At 64.2% G+C, this 19,101-nt stretch carries 19 protein-coding genes; 9 read left to right on the top strand and 10 right to left on the bottom strand.

The features are described from left to right. On the top strand, positions 1-888 hold an 888-nt coding region (locus LL06_RS19205), incomplete at its 5' end, for a TRAP transporter large permease subunit (protein WP_035530564.1). A gap of 283 nt (positions 889-1,171) precedes the next feature. Continuing rightward, a complete protein-coding gene (locus LL06_RS19210; RefSeq protein WP_035530566.1) occupies positions 1,172-2,314 on the top strand; it encodes a C4-dicarboxylate TRAP transporter substrate-binding protein in 1,143 nt (380 codons plus the stop codon). A gap of 399 nt (positions 2,315-2,713) precedes the next feature. Here the strand turns inward: LL06_RS19210 and LL06_RS19215 are convergent, their stop codons facing one another. From LL06_RS19215 to LL06_RS19230, 4 genes are read right to left on the bottom strand one after another with little or no spacing between them, the layout of a single operon-like run. Next, positions 2,714-3,880: a thiolase family protein gene (locus LL06_RS19215; RefSeq protein WP_035530568.1), complete on the bottom strand. Its 1,167-nt coding sequence runs from the start codon at positions 3,878-3,880 to the stop codon at positions 2,714-2,716. Then, positions 3,877-5,349: an AMP-binding protein gene (locus tag LL06_RS19220; RefSeq protein WP_035530571.1), complete on the bottom strand. Its 1,473-nt coding sequence runs from the start codon at positions 5,347-5,349 to the stop codon at positions 3,877-3,879. The genes LL06_RS19215 and LL06_RS19220 overlap by 4 nt, the downstream gene beginning before the upstream one ends. Positions 5,350-5,391: 42 nt before the next feature. After that, on the bottom strand, positions 5,392-6,186 hold the full coding sequence (locus LL06_RS19225) for an SDR family NAD(P)-dependent oxidoreductase (protein ID WP_035530573.1): 795 nt from the start codon (positions 6,184-6,186) through the stop codon (positions 5,392-5,394). 2 nt (positions 6,187-6,188) lie between these two features. Further along, the gene (locus LL06_RS19230) at positions 6,189-6,992 is read right to left on the bottom strand and encodes an IclR family transcriptional regulator (protein ID WP_035530575.1); all 804 of its coding nucleotides are present in this window, start codon (positions 6,990-6,992) and stop codon (positions 6,189-6,191) included. Positions 6,993-7,260: 268 nt separating this feature from the next. On the opposite strand from LL06_RS19230, the gene LL06_RS19235 reads away from it, so the two are divergent. The 5 genes from LL06_RS19235 to LL06_RS19255 all read left to right on the top strand — a co-directional run bounded on the left by LL06_RS19235 (position 7,261) and on the right by LL06_RS19255 (position 11,962). Then, positions 7,261-8,475, top strand: a complete 1,215-nt coding sequence (locus LL06_RS19235) for an amino acid ABC transporter substrate-binding protein (protein ID WP_035530576.1) — start codon at positions 7,261-7,263, stop codon at positions 8,473-8,475. A 114-nt stretch (positions 8,476-8,589) separates the two neighbouring features. Further along, positions 8,590-9,534, top strand: a complete 945-nt coding sequence (locus LL06_RS19240; protein WP_052161731.1) for a branched-chain amino acid ABC transporter permease — start codon at positions 8,590-8,592, stop codon at positions 9,532-9,534. A 15-nt stretch (positions 9,535-9,549) separates the two neighbouring features. After that, entirely contained in the window at positions 9,550-10,434 is an 885-nt protein-coding gene (locus LL06_RS19245) for a branched-chain amino acid ABC transporter permease (RefSeq protein WP_244447185.1), read from the top strand. 53 nt (positions 10,435-10,487) lie between these two features. Beyond that, positions 10,488-11,192 (top strand): ABC transporter ATP-binding protein, encoded by a 705-nt coding sequence (locus tag LL06_RS19250; protein ID WP_035530578.1) that lies wholly within the window; start codon positions 10,488-10,490, stop codon positions 11,190-11,192. Positions 11,193-11,194: 2 nt separating this feature from the next. Next, entirely contained in the window at positions 11,195-11,962 is a 768-nt protein-coding gene (locus LL06_RS19255) for an ABC transporter ATP-binding protein (protein ID WP_052161732.1), read from the top strand. A 3-nt stretch (positions 11,963-11,965) separates the two neighbouring features. Here the strand turns inward: LL06_RS19255 and LL06_RS28300 are convergent, their stop codons facing one another. Continuing rightward, on the bottom strand, positions 11,966-12,124 hold the full coding sequence (locus tag LL06_RS28300; RefSeq protein ID WP_244447186.1) for a hypothetical protein: 159 nt from the start codon (positions 12,122-12,124) through the stop codon (positions 11,966-11,968). On the opposite strand from LL06_RS28300, the gene LL06_RS19260 reads away from it, so the two are divergent. Together LL06_RS19260 and LL06_RS19265 are read left to right on the top strand one after the other, a co-directional pair. Then, positions 12,116-13,402 (top strand): amidase, encoded by a 1,287-nt coding sequence (locus LL06_RS19260; RefSeq protein ID WP_244447187.1) that lies wholly within the window; start codon positions 12,116-12,118, stop codon positions 13,400-13,402. The two genes, LL06_RS28300 and LL06_RS19260, sit on opposite strands and share 9 nt — an antisense overlap. Positions 13,403-13,458: 56 nt before the next feature. Next, a complete protein-coding gene (locus LL06_RS19265; protein WP_035530582.1) occupies positions 13,459-15,183 on the top strand; it encodes a thiamine pyrophosphate-binding protein in 1,725 nt (574 codons plus the stop codon). A 111-nt stretch (positions 15,184-15,294) separates the two neighbouring features. Here LL06_RS19265 and LL06_RS19270 read toward each other — a convergent pair whose 3' ends face one another. From LL06_RS19270 to LL06_RS19290, 5 genes are read right to left on the bottom strand one after another with little or no spacing between them, the layout of a single operon-like run. Then, positions 15,295-16,086 carry a hypothetical protein gene (locus LL06_RS19270; protein ID WP_035530584.1) on the bottom strand — a complete coding sequence of 264 codons (792 nt, stop codon included), beginning with the start codon at positions 16,084-16,086 and terminating at the stop codon, positions 15,295-15,297. Positions 16,087-16,104: 18 nt separating this feature from the next. Further along, positions 16,105-16,404: an antibiotic biosynthesis monooxygenase family protein gene (locus LL06_RS19275; RefSeq protein ID WP_035530586.1), complete on the bottom strand. Its 300-nt coding sequence runs from the start codon at positions 16,402-16,404 to the stop codon at positions 16,105-16,107. A 46-nt stretch (positions 16,405-16,450) separates the two neighbouring features. Beyond that, complete coding sequence (locus LL06_RS19280; RefSeq protein WP_035530588.1) at positions 16,451-17,746, bottom strand: Gfo/Idh/MocA family oxidoreductase; 1,296 nt, start codon at positions 17,744-17,746, stop codon at positions 16,451-16,453. Between the two features lie 55 nt (positions 17,747-17,801). Then, positions 17,802-18,584, bottom strand: coding sequence for a TIM barrel protein (locus LL06_RS19285; protein ID WP_035530591.1), 783 nt, complete (start codon positions 18,582-18,584; stop codon positions 17,802-17,804). Positions 18,585-18,598: 14 nt separating this feature from the next. Beyond that, complete coding sequence (locus LL06_RS19290) at positions 18,599-19,015, bottom strand: cupin domain-containing protein (RefSeq protein WP_035530593.1); 417 nt, start codon at positions 19,013-19,015, stop codon at positions 18,599-18,601. Positions 19,016-19,101 lie beyond the last annotated feature (86 nt).

The following is a 19,101-nucleotide window of genomic DNA, read 5'->3' on the forward strand; positions in this document are numbered from 1 at the left end:
GCCACCGGGTCGATTGCCGCGGCCGGGACGCTCGGCGCGCTGATCCCGCCGTCGATCCTGCTGATCCTCTACGGCATCTTCGTCCAGGTGCCGATCAACCAGCTCTTCGTCGGCGGCAGCATCATCGGCATCATCACCGCGCTGTCCTACGTGCTGATCATCATCGGCCGGGTGCTCTACAATCCCGAGCTGGCCCCGCGCATCGACGAGACGCCGCCGCTCAGCGAGCGCATCGCCAAGCTGCTCGACACCTGGCCGATCGTCATTCTCGTCCTGCTGGTCCTGGGAGGCATGTTCTCGGGCCTGTTCACGGCCACCGAGGCCGCGGCGGTCGGCGCCCTGCTCGCCCTCATCTTCGCCGCGGTCCGCGGCCAGCTGACCAAGGAAGCAACCTGGCGCTCGATCGTCGACACGCTTTCGACCACCGGCACGCTGTTCATCATCTCGGTGGGCGCCAACCTGCTGACCCGCTTCCTGGCGCTGACCGGCACCAGCGAACTCATCGCCAGCACGATCATCGGCCTCGAACTCAGCGGCGCGGCGCTGCTGGTCGGAATCACCGTGCTTTACCTGCTTCTGGGCATGTTCCTCGAGCCGCTGGGCGCGATGCTCCTGACGCTTCCGGTGCTGCTGCCGATCCTCGACAAGGCCAATATCGACCTGATCTGGTTCGGCATCTTCCTAGTCAAACTCCTGGAGGTGGGCATGATCACGCCGCCGATCGGCATCAACGTCTTCGTCATCAAGAGCGCGGTGGGCGACATCGCCTCGCTCGGAACCATCTTTCGCGGCGTGCTCTGGTTCATTGTCGCCGATCTCGCGGTGGTGGCGCTGATCATCGCGGCGCCCGAGATCATCACCTACCTGCCCTCCCTCATGGCCAACTGAGCGACTTAAACCGCCCTGATCGCGGCAGGCTGCGGCAGCCCGCCGCGTCAGGCGGCCGCGTAAGGAGCGGTGTCCTTTCAAGGCTTTAACCGGTTCTGGCCAGCCTCGAACGAGGGCATGAAAAAGACGGCGAGAAAAATCTAACAAGCGCTTGCAAGGTAGAGTGATTCATCGGATAGTTCAGGCATCGGAGTATCCGCCCGTCGGCGGCGGATATGCGCAAAGCCGGCCGCAGGGTTCGCCGGCGAAATCCGGATCAACGTCGACAGGAGGAGAACTGATCATGTTTCGCAAGCTCGGCATCGCCGGAAGTATCATCGCGATGGCGCTCGGGTCGCTCATCGCTTCGCAGGCCGCACGCGCAGACGACCCGAAAGTGCTGCGCATCAATGTCGGCCTGCCGCCCACCCATACCTGGGTGACCGCCTACACCTATTTCGCCAAGGAGCTTCCGGCCGCCACCAACAACACGATGACGGCGGAGGAATATTACGGAACGCTGCTCAATTTCCGCGAGACCGTTCCCGGGCTCCGCGACGGCGTGGCCGATGTCGGACTGGCGGTGTTCGCCTATTTCCCGGCCGAATTCCGCGAGAGCAACATCGTCGGCGAGCTCGGCATGCTCGGCGAGGACGGAATCACCATGTCGGGCGCCGTCTCCGAATACATCTTCAACTGCGGGCCGTGCCTGGCCGAGTTCGAACGCTTCAACCAGGTCTATCTCGGCACCACCGCGTCGCCGGTCTACCGGTTGTTCTCGACCGCTCCGGTGACCACGCTCGACGACCTCAAGGGACTGAAGATCCGCAGCGGCGCGGGCGTCTACACCCGCTGGGCCGAGCATTTCGGCGCATCGCCGTCGACGCTGTCGGCGACCGAAGTCTATGAAGGTATGAGCCAAGGGGTCATCAATGCCAACCTGCATCCCACGACCGAGCTCATCAACCTCAATCTGTCTGAGGTGGCCAAGTACGTCACCGAACTGCCCCTCGGCACGTTCAACGCTGTCTCGGTCTACTCGATGAACCGCGACGTCTGGAACAAACTCACCGACGAACAGCGCGCCGGCCTCCTCGACCTGACGGCACGCGGCAATGCCCATGTCGCCGTCCAGTACGAGATGGCCAACCGCGCCGCCAAGGAGGCCGCCATCGAAAAGGGCGTGACCTTCGTCCAGCCGGACGAGGAACTGCTCGCCGCGACCCGCGAATTCGCGGCCAACGACGCCCTCTCCGCCGCCAAGACGATGGAGCAGACCTACGGCATCAACGAGGCCGACGCTAAGGTGAAGACCTTCATGGAGCTCGCCCAGAAATGGGCGGAGCTGACCAAGGACGTCAAAACCGACGAGGCAGCCTTTGCCGAACTGATGAAGCAGGAGATCTGGAGCAAGATCGACGCTTCAACCTACGGCCGCACCAACTGAGCGCCGGAAACTATGAACGGAAACGGGCGCCCTCGGGTGCCCGTTTCGCTTTGGCGGCTTAAGGGTAGCTTCATGAATGGCATGAAGACGAACCATTACGGCGCTCCAGGCGACCGGTGGACTTGCATGGTGCAACGGCAAGTGACTGTTTCCGGACTGATTGGCGTGATATTGCCAGCGGCAAGATCAGCGATCATCTCGGGGATCGGGCTACTCTGGATCGCCCATTGCATGCGGGAGAAGCTGTCCGGTCCTCTGTAGTTTGCATCAGAATATCCTTTTTGGTTTTTCATTTTGTGAAAAGCATTCGTCGCCACAGAGCTGAACTCGAAGATTCCAGCAGTCCGGCTGGTGCTTGATTATGCCGTGCACCTTTACAGGTGGGCGACCATTTTTCGTCTAAAGACTGAGCAACACCGCCTCGCCCTGACCGAAGCCGCCGCAGATCGCGCAAAGGGCGATGCCGCCCCCGCGCGCATGCAGCCGCCCGATCGCCTGCATCACGATGCGGATGCCGCTCGCGCCGAGCGGGTGGCCGATCGCGACCGCCCCGCCCCAGGCATTGATGCGCCTGCGCAGGGAGGCCGGATCGGCGCCCAGCCGGGCCGCCAGCACCGTGGCGCTGACGAGTGGCGTTGCGGCGAAAGCCTCGTTGATCTCGATGACGTCGACGTCTTCCAGCGCAAGCCGGTTGCGATCCAGAAGCCTGAGGATGCAGGCTGCCGGGATCGACGTGCCGGTCTGGAGGTTGCCGGCGAGCTGAACCCAGTCTACGATCTCCGCCAGCCCTTCTACCGGCTCGGCGGCGTCGCTGCCGACGAGGACGAGGCCAGCGGCGCCATCGGAGAGACCGGGCGCGTTGCCGGCGGTGATCGTCGCCGAACCGTTGACCGTCGGCAGCGCGGCAAGCTTTGCGGGGCTCGAGCCCTCGCGCGGGCCCTCGTCGTCGGCAAGGGGCGCACCGCGCGTGCTGAGCGGGACGATCTGCGCTGCAAATGCGCCCCGCCGCTTGGCCGCGAAATAGCGCTCGTGGCTCGCGAGCGCCCACTCGTCCTGCTGCGCGCGATCCACGCCGTATTTCAGGGCCTCTTCGGCGGTGTAGTGAGCGATGGTCTTTTCGCTGACGGAACCGGACAGTAGCAGCGGATCGATGAGCTCGAGGCTGTTGACCTTGCGCTCGCTGCCGCGGCGCAGCAGCACCGGAGTGTTGGAAAGGCTTTCTACGCCGATGGCGAGCGCCTTGGCGCCCTGGCCGGCGCGCAGATGGGCGGCTGCCGCGGAGATCGCGGTCATGCCGGAGCAGCAGGCGCGATCGACGCCCTGCGAGGGCGTGTCGTCGGGGAGCCCGGAGCGGATCAGGCTCTGGCGCAGCGTCGTCAGGTGCGCGCCGCCGAGCAGGCCGGCGCCGCCATGGACGATCTCGGGCCGCATCTCGCGGTCGGGATCGCGGGCGGTGACGGCGTCGATGAGGCGGCTCCCGAGCTCGATGGCGTCGAAGCCTGCCAGCGCGCCGCGGAACTTGCCGAACGGGGTGCGCGCCATCGCCGTGACATGGATGCGTCTCATCGTGTCATGATCTCCATCTGGCGTATCGCCTTCTTGTCGATCTTGCCGGTCGGCGATTTCGGTATCGTGTCGAGCCGGTGATAGTCCTTCGGCGCCTTGATCTGCAACTGGTCCTTGCAGAAAGCCTTGAGGGTGTCGAGGTCGACTGTTTGGCCGGCATGTTCGCTGAAGCAGCACACGACTTTCTCGCCCCAGACCTCGTCGTCCTTGCCCAGCACCACGACTTCGTTGATGCCGGCAAAGCGCGCCACCACGGCCTCGACCTCTGACGGGTAGATGTTGAAGCCGCCGGAAATGATCATGTCCTTGATGCGTCCGACCAGACGGAACAAACCCGGCGCTTCCTCGACGCCGAGATCGCCGCTGGCCACGTGGCCGTCGACGATGGTGGCGGACGTCGCCTCGGGCTGGTTCCAGTAGCCCTGCATCGTGTGCGAGCCGGCAAGGTGCAGTTCGCCGACCTCGCCGAGCCCGGCCGGCTTGCCGTCCTTGCCAACCACTCGAATGCGGGCGAAGGCGTAAGGCGTGCCAATATAATCTGCGCGAAATCGCTCCGGCCCGTGCCGACGGAAGTCCATATGGGTGCAGGTCATCATCGCTTCGGTCTGGCCGTAGTTGATGACGATGCGGTTGCCGAACAGCTCCGCCACCCGGTCGAGCTGCGCCTGCGTCACCGGCGCTGCGCCGATGCCGATCCATTTGAGGGTTCGGACGAGGAGGTCGTCCTTTACGGTCCCTTCGACGATACGCGATAGCGTCGTGGGCACGCAAGTAATGATCGTCACCGGATTGTCCCGGGCGTAGGCTAGGAGCCCTTCGGTGTCGCCGCCGGCAAAGACGATGCTGGTCGCGCCGACGAGCAGCCCGGCATAGAGGTAGCTCCAGGCGGCATGGGTGAGTGGCCCGATGAAGGCCAGCCGGTCGTCTTGCCTGATGTCGCGATCGACCAGCATATTGAGATAGACGAACGACCAGTTGTCATGAGAGAGCACCACCCCCTTGGGATTGCCGGTCGAGCCCGAGGTGTAATTGATCGAACAGATGTCCTGCGCACGGATGCGGCCTTCGCATGTCGGCCGGGTCTTCCCTTGCGCAATCTCGTCGACATGAAGCACACGGGCGGCGCCAGCGTCGCCGGCGAGGTAGCGCGTTTCGTCCTCGTGCAGGATCAGCACGGGATCGCAGTCGGCGATGATCTTACCGATCTCGGTGCGCGACGCCTTGATGTTGATCGGCACCCTTATCGCGCCCGTCAGTTCGATGGCGAGGGAGAGCCAAATATAGGCGTAGGAGTTGGTGCACAGCAGCGCCACGCGCTGCCCGGGCTTGACGATCCGGTCGAGGGCGGCCGCACCCGAAACTATCCGTTCCCGCAGGTCGTGGTAGTTGATGTCCTCCCCTGCCACTATGATGGCGGTGCGGCCGTCATGCTTGCGGGCGCTCTCGAGCAGTTCCTTTATCGGGATCATGATGCGTCCGCACTTTCCGCCGAGCGAATACGATTAACCGGATCAGCGTCCGGTGCAGCTTTTGCCACCATCGACCGGAATGCACACACCAGTGACATATTTGGCTTCGTCGGAGGCGAGGAACAGCGAGGCATAGGCCACGTCCCAGGCGTCGCCCATCTTGCCCATCGGCGAGGCGGCATTGCGGGCCTTGCGCATCTCCTCGACGTTTTCGAACTGGCCGCTGATCTGCTTGTAGATCAGCGGCGTGTCCATCACACCCGGCAGCACCGCATTGGCGCGGATGCCGTGCGGAGCGTAGTTGACCGCCAGCGCACGGGTGAAGTGGTTGAGGCCGGCCTTCGACGCGTAATAGCCGAAATAGGGCATCTGGTTGATCTGGATCGAGGCCGCCGACGAGATGTTGACGATCGCTCCCGAGCGCTGCTCGACCATCACCGGCAGCACATGCTTGCAGGTGAGGAACACGCCGGTCAGGTTGGTGTCGAGCGAGAAGTGCCAGTCGGCCTCGCTGAGCGCGACCGGATCGCCCATCTTGGTGACGCCGACATTGTTGTGAAGCACGTCGATCCGGCCGAACCGGGAAAGCGCATGATCGACGGCGGCCTTGACCTGGCCGGAATCGGTGACGTCGGCGGCAATGGCGTCCATTTCGAAACCGCGCTCCGCCAGCGCGGCCTTTGTCTCCTCGGCGGCCGACAGGTTCAGGTCGACACCGACCACATGCGCGCCTTCCTGCGCGAACAGGGCGGCCGTCGCCTTGCCGTTGCCCCATCCTTCACCGGACGAGCCGGCACCAAACAACAGGACAACCTTGTCCTTCAGGCGATCCGCCATGTTCACTTCGCCTCCTGGGCGTTCTTGTGTTGAAGTGTTCGCGCCAGCGCCGCGGACAATTGCCGCGCCTCCTCGCGCAGAAGACCGGCTAGCCAGAGCGCCCGGTCGCCGTGAATGCGTTCTGCAATGGCAGTGATACTGAGCGACGCCAGCGGATGGCCGTCGGCGCCGAGCACAGGAACGGCAATCGCATTGATGCCCGGGAGCACGAGACCCTCGACATAAGCATAGCCGAGCGATTGCGTCTGGCGCACGAGACCGACCAGCTTGTCGCCCTCAAAGGCGGGAAACTCGGCCAGCCAACGGGCATTGGCCTCGATGACGGCGGTGATCTCGGATTGCGCGAGACTGGCAAGGATCGCAAGCCCGCCCGAACCGACGCCGAGCGGCCGGCTCTGCCCGACATCCAGCGAGAGCGTCTTGATGGGATAGGTGCCCTGCTGTCGGCCGATGCACACCGAGCGCAGACCCTCGCGCACCTGGATATAGGCCGTATCGCCGGTTTCCTCGGCAAGGCGCATCAGCACCGGCTGCGCGAAGCTGCCGATCTCGTTGACGGAGGCACGGCGCGCCAGAAGGCCGATGCCTGCGCCCAGATGATAGCGCCGCGTCGTCAGGTTCTGGTAGGCAAAGCCCTCGTCGTTGAGGGCAGCGAGAATGCGGTGGGCCGTTCCCTTGCCGAAGCCGGTTGCCTTGGCGATATCGCCGAGCGTGCCGCCGGGCGTTCCGAGATCGGCCAGCACGCGCAGCACGGCGGCCGCGCGGGAGATCGATTTCACCGGCGCAAGATCCCGATCCTTTTCCATGCAATTTCGCCCCGCTTGATTTCGCATAAAGATATCATTGTTCTTCATTGTGGAACGATATCATAAGCCGGATTCCGGAAAGACCGCCTGATAACGCACCACCAAATGTGGCTATCGCCTTATAATCGCGATAATGGCCGCAAATGCAACCCAATTTCGATGCACTCGCTCTTCCGCTCCTGTTGACACGTCGTTATTTCGCATGCAAGCATGTTTCGTAAATAGACATCAGGTATTCCGCAATACGGAACAAAACCGGAGGGAACTCATGAAGACGCTATTCGTTTCATTGCTTGCCGCTTCCACCATGTTGATGGGTGCAGCCGCGCTGCACGCACAGGAAAGAACCTCGATCCGCATCGGCCTGACCGTGTCGTCGACCGGCCCCTACGCCGTCGCGTCGCAGTCGGGCGAGCGTGGCATCGGCATCTGGGTCGACGAAGTCAATGCACGCGGCGGCATCGAATTCGAAGACAAGAAGTACCCGGTGGAACTGGTCAAGCGCGACGACCGCAGCGACAAGCAGCTGGTTGCGCGCGTCTACGAGTCGCTCATCACCGAGGAAAAGGTCGATGCCCTGATCGCACCGTTCAGCTCCACCCTGGTCGGCGTGGCGGCGCCGGTCGTTGAATCGCGCGGCGGCTTCATGGTCAGCTGGGCCGGGTCGTCCGACCAGCTGTTCCAGCAGGGCTACAAGAACATCGTTTCGGTGACGGCCCAGGCCTCGCAGATTCCTGTCACCAGCATCGATCTCGCCAAGAAACTGGGCGTGACCAAGCTTGCGGTTGTCTCGATCGACGAGCCGTTCCCGGCCAGCGCCGCCGCCGCCGCCAAGGGCATGGCCGAAGAGGCCGGTATGGAAGTGGTCCTGGACGAGCACTACGCCAAGGGCACCAAGGATTTCTCGATCCTTTTGCAGAAGGCCCAGGCCGCGGGCGCCGACGGGTTCTACTCCTCGTCCTACGACGCGGACCTGATCCCGATGCTGCGCCAGATGCGCGAACGCGAGATCACCTTCCCCTACACCTACATGCTGTACGGCTCCTCGCCGGCCGTGCTGGAGACGGGCGACGACGCAGCCTACATCTTCAGCCACACCCAGTTCGACGCCAACGTCAACTGGCCGGTGACTGACGGCCTGGCCACCAAGGAGTTCCTCGCCGCCTATGACAAGCTCTACCCGAATGCGGCCTATCCGGCGGACTTCCAGACCGCCCTCGCCTATGGCGCCGGCGTGGTCCTGGAGAAGGCGATCGCCACTGCCAACTCGACAGAGCCGGCGAAGCTCAAGCAGGCCGCCCTCGACTTCAGCGGCGACACCGTGATCGTCTCCGGCGAGTTCAAGATCGACGAGACCGGCTTCCAACGCGGCATGACCCCGATCGTCCTTCAGACGCAGCCGGACGGCCTGAAGATCATCGCTCCTGAGGCCATCAAGACTGCAGACCCGATCTACCCGATCCCGGCCTGGGGCGAGCGCTAATCTGCCCCGCCGGCGCGCCTGGCTTCTTCCGCGCGCGCCGGCATTTGCTATCGGGGACAAGGCCGCGTCTGCCTTCCGGCGCAAGGCTACCCAAGACAACCAAGAGGTCACCACGTGTCATCGAACCGCCTTGTCTGGACGCGGACGTCCATCTGGCTCGGGTTTCTCGCGCTTTCGGCGCTGGGACTCGGCCTCCTGCCTGCCTACGGTTTCAGCCTGGCCTTCTGGTTTTACCTTCTGCTGTGGATCACGCTTGCCTCCGGGCTCAACATCATGGCCGGCTTCACCGGCTACCTGCCCTTCGGCTATGTCGCCTTCTACGGCATCGGTGCATACGCTGCGGCCGTGACCGTCAAGATGCACGGCCTGCCGATCTGGGCCGGCTTCATCGCCGCGGCCCTGGCGGGCGTGGTGCTGAGCCTCATGTTTGCGCGCACCATGGTGCTGCGTGGCATTTATTTCTCGATCGTGTCGCTGGCGCTTGCCGTCATCTGCCGCCTGCTGATCGCCGCCATGCCGGAAGATGTCGCCGGCGGCTCCTACGGCATTTCGCTCGGCTTCTCCAATCCGGATGGCGCCTATTATGCGATGCTGGCGCTGATGCTTGCGACGCTGCTGACCGTGACGTGGCTTGCACAATCGCGCCTCGGCATGGCGCTGCGCGCGATCCGCGACGATCCCGACACGGCCGAAACCGTCGGCATCAACATCGGCACGGTGCGGCTCAAGGCCTGGGTGCTATCTGCCGTGATCGCCTCGATGACCGGCGCGATTGAGGCCTGGTATACCAGCATCGTCGATACAGAGACCGCGTTCAACCTGCTGGTCAGCACCAAGGCCGTGATCTTTGCCGTCGCCGGCGGTCTCGGCACTGTGATCGGGCCGGTTGTCGGCACGGTCGTGATGCTGATTGTCGACGACCTGATCTGGCAGCACTTCCCGGTGCTCAACGTGTTCCTGCTCGGCCTGGTGATCGTGCTGTTGATGATGTTCCTGCCCAGCGGCATCGTGGGCTCGCTCATCCGCCGCAAGCCTTTCCTTCGCCGTATCCTGTTCTAAGGCGGATCCTAGCTCATGATGACAACTCTCCTCATACAGGCGCTCGTGACCGGGCTGATCCTGGGCGCACTCTACGGATTGATCGGCTGCAGCCTGACGATCATCTACGGCACCATGCGTATCGTGAACTTCTCGCACGGGGAATTCGTGGTGGCCGGGTGCTTCGCGGTGCTCATGTTCTTCACGGCCACCGGCCTGCATCCGCTGCTCTCCATTCCGCTGGTGTTCGTGGCTTTCTTCCTCGTTGGCATGTGCCTCTATTACCTGTTCGTGCCGCGGCTCAATCGCGGCGACGATCCGGAGGTTGCTTCGTTCCTTACCTTCTATGGCGTGTCGCTGATGGCGGGCGCGATCCTGCTCTATTTCTTCCAGGCCGACACCCGGTCGCTGAACTACGTGTTCACGCCGAGCGTCTACAAGATCGGCCATGTCTTCATCCCGACGGCGCATATCGTGGCGCTTGCGACTGGCGTCGCCATCATCGCAGCCCTGACCTGGTTCCTCTACCGGACAATCTACGGCAAGGCGCTGCGCGCGGCGATCATGAACCGGGATGCGATCCAGATCGTCGGCGTCAACATCAACACGCTTTCGGCGCTGGCCTTCGGCTTGGCGATTGCCATAGCCGCCTCGACGGGCGTGCTGCTGGCACTGGTGTTCCCGGCCTTCGGTCCGTTCTCCGGGATGGATTACACGCTGGTCGGCTTCGTGGTGATCGTGCTCGGCGGCCTCGGCCATCCGATCGGTGCGATCATCGGCGGAATCGTGTTCGGCATTGCCGAGCAGGTGGCGATCGTCTTCCTGCCGCAGTCCCTGTCCCAGGCCGTCGGTTTCATCATCCTGATCGCAGCCATCACGCTGCGTCCGTCCGGACTGTTCGGAAAGGTGGCCCTGCGATGAATGCGGCAACAGCAACGCGACCCTCCCATGACCAGGCCGGGAGCAGGCCACCGATGCTCGACGTCCAGTCCTTGCGCAAGGTTTTTGGCGGCCTCGTCGCCGTCGACACCATCTCCTTCGACGTGCCGGAGAACAGCATCCTCGGGCTGATCGGCGTGAACGGGTCGGGCAAGACCACGATCATGAACTGCATCAACGGCATTTACGACGCCACCGAAGGCGTCATCAATTTCCGCGGCACCAATCTCGTGGGCAAGAAGCCCTACGAGATCGCACGCCTCGGCATCGGTCGCACCTTCCAAGTGCCGCGCCTGTTCCGGCGGTTGACGCTGACGGAAAACCTGATGGTGCCGGTGCTCGAGGACAGCCGCTCGAATGTCGAACTCACCGAGAAGGCCAACGCCCTGCTCGCCGAAGTCGATCTCTACCGCATCCGCGACAACCATGCGGAAGAGCTCTCCGGCGGCCAGCAGAAGTTGGTCGAACTCTTGCGCGTGATGATGCTCGACCCGGATCTCATCCTGCTCGACGAACCGTTTGCGGGGGTTCACCCGAACCTGTGCAAGGTGTTCCTGGAGCAGATCCTCAAGCTCAAGGACGCGGGCAAGAGCTTCATCCTGGTGAGCCACGACCTGACCTCGGTCTACAGCCTGTCGGAGCACTTGCTCGTGCTCAACCAGGGCCAGAAGATCGCCGAGGGCAACGCGGCCGACATCCAGCACAACCCCGACGTTATCGAAGCATTCCTGGGACGATGATCATGGCAAACACGACAAGGGCCGCGGCCGGCGAAGAGGTCATCCTCGGGCTCGAAGACGTGTCGGTGTCCTATCACGGCGACATCACCATCCTCGACCACGTCAACATTTCGGCGCGCAAGGGCATGGTGACCGGCATCATCGGACCGAACGGGGCCGGCAAGTCCACAGCGCTGAAGACGCTTTACGGCTTCCTGAAGCCGTCGACGGGCCACATCCGCTACAAGGGCGAGAGCCTCAACGGCAAGCCTCCCTACACCTTCATCGAGCGCGGCATCGCCTTCGTTCCGCAGAACCGCAGCCTGTTCGGCGACCTGTCGGTCCAGGACAACCTGCTGCTCGGCTGCTGGGTGTTCCGAAACGACGCTGTGCGCGTCAAGCGCGTGCTCGATTCGGCCTATGCGCAGTTCCCGATCCTCGGCGACAAGCGCCACGACCCGGCATCCAGCCTCAGCGGCGGCCAGCAGCGGTTCCTCGAACTGGCCCGCGCACTCGCACTTGAGCCGGAAGTGGTGCTGCTCGACGAGCCGACGGCCATGATCGCGCCGAAGCTTTCGCGTGAGATCTACGACTTCATCAAGGCGCTGCCTGAAAAGGGCATCACCGTGGTGCTGGTCGACCAGAACGTGCGCCAGTGCGCCGCCGTCTCCGATTATCTCTACGTCCTCGAACTCGGCCGCAACAAGGCCGAGGGCGGCAAGGAGATGTTCGAAGGCGACAGCGCGCTGCACAAGCTGATCGCCGAATGGCTCGAATACAAGATCGACTGAGTCTCAGAGAAAGCTGACGGAACCGCAGAAATGGGCGTCCCAAATCTCCCCGACAGGCCGATCCACGAACTCGCCCCGCTGATCGAGACCGGAGCGCTGTCGCCGGTCACGCTGCTGGAGGCTTGCCTTCAGCGCATCGCGGCAGCGGATCCGGTGCTGCATGCCTTTGTCATCCTGTGTGCCGATAGGGCACGGGAGGCGGCCAAGGCGGCCGAGCGCGAAATCGCCGGCGGCACCTATCGCGGAAAACTGCATGGCATCCCCTTCGCGGTGAAAGACCTGCTCGATGTCGCCGGCCTGCCGACGGGTGCTGGGTCGCTGCATCTCAGCGACAACGTCGTTGAGGAAACCGCGACCGTGGTTCAAAGGCTGATCGAGGCCGGGGCCGTCTTTCTCGGCAAGCTGCAAATGGTCGAGTTCGCATTCGGCGGCTGGGGCACCAACACGCATTTGGGCGCGCCCCGCAATCCGTGGGACCTGACCGAGCATCGCTCGCCCGGGGGCTCGTCCAGCGGCTCCGGCGTTGCCGTGGCAGCGGGCATGGTGGCGTTCTCGCTCGCGTCGGACACCGGCGGCTCGATCCGCAGCCCGGCTGCGATGAACGGCATCGTTGGCTTGAAGCCGACCATTTCCAGCGTGAGCACCCATGGCGTGTTCCCGCTCAGCCAGACACTTGATTCCATAGGTCCGCTGACGCGCTCGGTTGAGGATGCGGCAATCGTCTTCGACGCGATATCCGGCGCCGACCGGCTCGATCCCGGCACCTGGGGCGCAAACCCGCCGCGCGTATCTGCCGGCGGAGCCAATGTCGGTGGCATGCGGCTGGCGCTTCTTTCTCCTGACCAGTTGCCGGGCGTCCAGCCTTCGATCCTCGATGCCCTGGTACGGTCGGCACAGGTGTTCCGTGAGCTCGGCGCGGAGGTCGTCGAGATACGCCTTCCGCGCACGCCGCTCGAGTATTGCGTCGGCGCATCGCACATCATCCGCACGGAAGGCTACGCCAACCTCGCAGACCTGATGGCGGAGGATCGCGGTGCGTTCGATCCCCATGTCCGCGCGCGCGTCCACGCAGGTAACGCCGGCACGGCAGCGCAGTTCGCAGCGCGCCTGATCGAACGGCGGGAAGACATGGTGGCGATGCGCGAAGTACTCGAAGGTTTCGACGCGCTGCTGCTTCCCGCGACCCCGATCGCCTCCCCGCCGCTCAACACGATCGACGAGCAGGCGATGCCGCTTTCGGACCTCACGCGCTTCGTCAATTATCTCGGCCTGTGCGCCATCGCTCTGCCCAACGGGGTAAATCCCGAGGGCATGCCGCTGTCGCTGCAGATCGTCGCCATGCCGTCGCGCGAGGACATCCTGTTCACGCTCGGCCGCGCCTTCGAGGGCGCGACGCCATGGCATGCGCGCCGCCCCGACCTGTCGTCCCTGACCGGCTGAGGCCGCCGGGCTCCCAGAGTTTCGTTCTCCGTAGAACAAGAAGAAGGATAAAATCCATGACCATCGAACTGACCGGCGGCGAAGCGATCGCCCGGATGATCTCGCTCTACAATCCCGGACCGATCTACGGCATGGGCGGCTTCCAGCTTCTGCCGTTCTACGATGCTGCCCGCCGCATCGGCCTCAAGCACTACCTGATCAACGACGAGCGCGCGGGCATCTTCGCGGCGGACGCCTATGCAAAGATCTCCGGCCGCGTGGGCCTCGCCGATGCAACGCTCGGCCCAGGCGCGACCAATCTCGTCACCGGCCTTGTCGAGGCGCTGAACGCCGGCACGCCCATGGTTGTGCTGGTGGGCGATTCCCATCGCGAGCATTCCTGGAAGAACATGACGCAGGAGAGCCGCCAGACGGAGATCCTCAGACCCGCGGTCAAGGAACTGCTGCGCATCGAGATGATCTCGCGCATTCCCGAACTGGTTCGCCGCGCCTTTGCTGTGGCGACCTCCGGTCGTCCCGGCCCGGTCGTCATCGACGTTCCGGAAGACATCGCGCATGGCGTTCACGAGTTCGAGGACCAGGACTTTTACGCAGTCGCCGCACATGAAGCGATCCCGGCGCTGCGGTGCCGTCCCGAGCGCGCGCCGCTGGAAAAGGCTGCCGGGATGCTTGCGGACGCGCGCACGCCCATCATTCTCGCCGGTGGCGGCGTGCATCTGAGCGACGCCGCCGGCACGCTCACCGCCTTCTCCGAAGCGCTCAATATTCCGGTCGCGCACACTCTGAGCGGCAAGGGCGCGATCGCTTGCACGAGCGGACTCAATGCCGGTCTTTTCGGCCGCTACGACCGCATCGCCAACAAGATGATCGAGGAGTCCGACTTGATCTTTGTCGTCGGCTGCAAGCTCGGCGAGATTGCGACCAAGCGCTTCACGGTTCCGCCGCGCGGCAAGACCATCATCCATCTCGATCTGCTGCCGGAAGAGTTCGGGCGCACGACCGACTGTGCGATCGCACTGTGGGGCGATGTCGGCGCGACGATCGCCGAGCTCAAGGACATGCTTGCCCCACGTGCGGCAGAGATCAAGGCGCGCCAGGCCGGATATGCCGCCGACGTCGTCAAGCGCATGGACGTATGGCGCCAAGATGTCAGCCCGCGGCTCAACTCGGACGAGACGCCGGTCAGCATGGCGCGCATGCTGACCGAGCTCAACAAGGCGCTGCCGGATGACGGCATCCTGATCGCCGATGGCGGCTTTGCCGCGCATTGGGGCGGGCTGCTGTTCGACACCAAAAAGCCCGGCCGCGCCTTCGTGCCCGATCGCGGCTTCGCCTCGATCGGCTATGGCGTGCCAGCGGCGATCGGCGCACGCGCGACCTCGCCCACGCGTCCGATCTTCGCCATCACTGGCGACGGCGGCTTCAACATGATGCTCGGCGAACTCGAGACCGCCCGCCGCCTCAAGCTCGATTTCACCATCATTGTCGTCAACAATGCCGCCTCCGGCTACATCAAGGCTTTGCAGCACCTGATGTACGGCGCTGAGGGCTACCATGCCTCCGATCTCGAAGAGACCAATTATGCCAAGATTGGCGAGGCCATGGGTGTGACCGGCATCCGTGTCGAAAGCCCGGACCAGCTCGAAGGCGCGATCAAGCAGTCGATGGCCGCCAAGGGTCCGGTGATCATGGATGTCGTCGTCACGCGCGACCCGGCCAAGATGCTGCCCGGCGTCGACAACCGCACTGTCAAGGTCAAGAAGGGCGATCGCATCGCCTGATGCCTCCCAAGGCGAACGAAAGGGCCGGCTGCAGAGCCGGCCTTTTTGTTTTCGGACCAAGGCGGATCGCCGCCGGACCGCGCAAGCAAAGAAGGCACCAATTCGTGCGGATCAGCCGACTGCCCAAACCATCAGCCGGTCAATCAGGCGTTCGCCCGCCGCCGCGCCGAGCGCACGGGCTGTGTCGTTGACGCGCGAGATGACACCGTCCTGCAGCACCGAGCGCGCATCTCCGATGCGGGCTGTTGCGCCGTCGACGGTAAGGCCGGATATGCCGCGCCGGTCAAGCGCAGGCAGGCGCGTGGCGCCCGCCTCATCGATGCCGATGCCGGCGTCGTGGAAAACCCCGGCGAAGGCGTCGACCTGCAGCGCCAGGAAATCATTGCCGCCCAACAGTCCGCCATGGGAGCCGGTGACGACGATCTGGTCCTTGTCCTCGGGCTTCACGAGGCTTGCTGAATCGATGAGCACGATCCTGCGGGCGCCCTCGGAATGGATGCTGCGCGCCTCGCTGACTGTGCCCGGGTCGGCCTGAGGCGGGACCGGGGCAGCGTCCAGCTTCTCGGCCGCCGCCGAGCAGGCATCGCCGACCGTCACGCCCAGGGCGGCCGCGATGGCATTGACATGGGTGATACGGCCCCGCGCCGCCATGTCGGCGGCATCGCCGATGCGGCAAGTCATGTGACCAACGGTGGCGGCTGCAATGCCGCGCTTCTGCAGATAGGCAAGGGATCCGATGCCTGCTGCGTCCTTGCCGCCACCGGCATCGTTGAGGATCACGGCCTTCACCCTGGCCTTCGCAGCGAGATAGCCAGGATAGAGCCCCCCATGCGACCCGCAAACGAGGACCTGCCCTAGTGACTCGGCGCCGGTTTTTGTCACCGTGTTGGCGAGATGGATCACGTCACGCTTCCTCGCGGTTCAGGCCGCGTCGACAGCGAGCGTCGAATGGTCGACGCGCGGCGGACCCGCAAAGAACGCGCCCACCAGGCCGCGCCACGTCTGGAACGCGTCGGAATTGCGAAAAATCTCGGTATGATCCTCCAGCGTTTCCCATTCGACCAGCAGCCGGTAGGTGCCCGGCTTCTCGATGATCCGGCGCAAGCTCAGCGACCGATAGCCCCGGGCGGCCTTGAACAGTGGTACGGCCTGGCGCACGCCCGCCTCGAAGGCCTCTTCCTTACCGGGGATGATGTCGAATTCGGCGATTTCCAGAACCATGGGCATTGTCTCCAGATCAGGTTTAAGTGTCACGGAAAAGGGGCGTTCAGGCAAACGCGGCCTCCATTTCGCGGCGATAGGCGTAGGCGTCGTCGCTTTCGTCAACCTCGACGTCGTCCCAGGTCAGGCTTTGGCCCTCAGCCACGGCGCGCTTGACGCGGACCCCGTGGGCAAGGCCGATCGGCAGGCCGCCGATGGCGAGCGACTCCTTGGCGGGAATCAGCTTGCCCCAGACGAGATAGCCGCCTTCGCCGTCGAGCATTTCACCCGGCTGGATAGCACGCTTTGCGGTCGCGACCACGTCCGCCACGAAGCCGACCGGCTTGCCGGTGGCCTCGTTGCGCAAGGCCGCCGAGAAGATCGAGACATTGAGCTCGAGGCCGATCAGGTGGAATGGACGGTAAAGTGCTGCCAGCGTGCCGGTCTCGTCGCTCTCGACGCCGTATTCCCGGAAGCAGCGTTCGGTATAGGCGTTCGGGGCAGCGAACACGACATAGACGCCCCAGCGCAGATTGTTCGGAACTGTTGTCCCGTCGCGCTCTACGCTGGAAACGACCTCGACCTGGCCGCGATGATGCAAGGTCTTCTCGCACAGCACCTGCGCCAGCTTGTCGGCCTGGGCGGGCGGGAATTTCAGCCCGTCAGGCGCGGGGGCGAGACCGGTGGCGTTCGCCACGGCCGCCATCTCGATGCCCGACTTGGTGCCGTCGATGAAGGAGTTGAACATCTGCGCATTCATGCCGCCCTTGCGCGCATCCTCCGGGTCGACGCCGCGATAATGCCACACGGTTTCGGGCGTCGAGGTATGAAACACCGGCAGATACTTGGTGCCCTTGCCCGCCGCCACCACTTCGAAGCCGCAAGTGCGCGCCCAATCGACCATCTCGCAGATCAGCGCCGGCTGGTCGCCATAGGCGAGCGAGTAGACGACGCCTGCTTCCTCAGCCTGCCGCGCAAGCAGCGGCCCCGCCAGCACGTCGGCCTCGACATTGACCATGACGATGTGCTTGCGCGCCGCAATCGCCGCGCGGGCATGGCGAATGCCTGCCGCCGGATGGCCCGTCGCCTCGACGATGACGTCAATGTCGTCGGCTGCGATCATGTCGAGCGCGGTGTCGGTGAAGCGCGTGCTTGAGACCAGATCTTCGCTCCAGCCTACGCCCCGGCAGGCGGCGCGGGCGCGGTCGGTCGAAAGATCCGCAATCGCGACAACCTTCAGGCCTGGCGTGGTCGGCACCTGTGCCAAGAACATGGAGCCGAACTTGCCGGCGCCGATCAGGCCGACGCGCACCGGCTTGCCGCCGGTTTCCACTGCCGCGAGCGATCTTGAATATAGGTTCATTTCCGTTTCTCCATTGGCCGCCGATGCCGCATGGGAGGGCTGGCGTGGCGGCAGATCATGAGTTTTCGAGATGAGGCCGGGCCCAGCCCAGTCCTTCAAGAGTTCCGGCACGGGGCGAATACTCGGCGCCAACGAAGCCACGATAGCCGGTTGCCGCAATCGCAGAGAATACGGCTTTCCAGTCGATTTCCCCGGTTCCCGGCTCGCCGCGCGCGGGCGCATCGGCGATCTGGATATGCCGGGTCCAGGGCGCGCAAGCATGCAGTTGCGCCACAACAGGCTCTCCTGCCCTGGCGCAGTGATAGACGTCGAACAGCAGCCCGACATTCGGCCCTTCAAGGCGGCCGAGCAACGCCAGGGCATCGTCGAGCGAGCGGACGAAATAGCCGGGGACATCGGTGGGGTTAAGCGCCTCGAGTAGCAGCTCGACCCCCTCCGCGCGGGCCTGCTCCGCTGCCCAGTCCATGTTGGCCTGCCACACTTCAAGGCAGGCCGCGCGGCTTTGGCTTTCGCCTGGCACGCCGCTCAACACATGGACGAAACGGTTACCGAGCGCGCTCGACCAGGACAGGGCAAGCTCCATCCCGTCGCGGAACTCGGTCTCGCGCCCCGGGATCGCCGCAAGCCCGCGATCACGCGGCTGCAGGCCCGGCGGCGCGTTAACAAGCACTAGGTCAAGCCCGCTGTCGGCGAGCGCCGCGGCGACATCCGACTTCGCATGGGCGTAGGGATACTGCACCTCGACGGCCATGAAACCGGCACGCCGCGCTGCGGCAAAGCGGTCGAGGAACGGCAGTTCCCCGAACAGGGTCGACAGGTTGGCGCTCAGCCGCAGCATACCGGATCGTTCCCTTACGGATTCTGGCCCATCAGGTCCTTGGCGGAGAGGTGCTCGACCTCCTCGTCGCTGCCCTCGAAGGTGCGCGTCACCTTCATGGAGGCGTAGATCCACAGGATGCGCATCGGCTCCTCGCCGGTGTTGCGGAAGGCGTGGACCTTGCCGGCCGGGATGTAGGTCGTGTCGTATTTCACCAGCGGAGTGATTTCGCCGTCAACCTCGACTTCGCCCTGGCCTTCGAGCAGCGTGACCTGTTCGTCGCAATTGTGCTTGTGCAGCGGCGCGCCAAGCCCCTTGGGATAGACACTCATGCCGGTGGTGAACTTCGCGTCGGGCGCTGTGAAGTGGGTTACGAGCGGGGTCGTCTCGATACCGCTGCCGCGGGGGATGCGCTTGATGCTGGCGAGGGGAAAAATATGTGTCTGCGACATGACGAATTGTCCTCTTGATGTAAGCCCGGCCGGGACCGGGAAAGATCGAAGCCTGCCGCCCTATTGGCGGGGGACGTGGCGTTCGG

The organism is Hoeflea sp. BAL378 (genome assembly GCF_000759435.1).
Classification (GTDB): domain Bacteria; phylum Pseudomonadota; class Alphaproteobacteria; order Rhizobiales; family Rhizobiaceae; genus Hoeflea.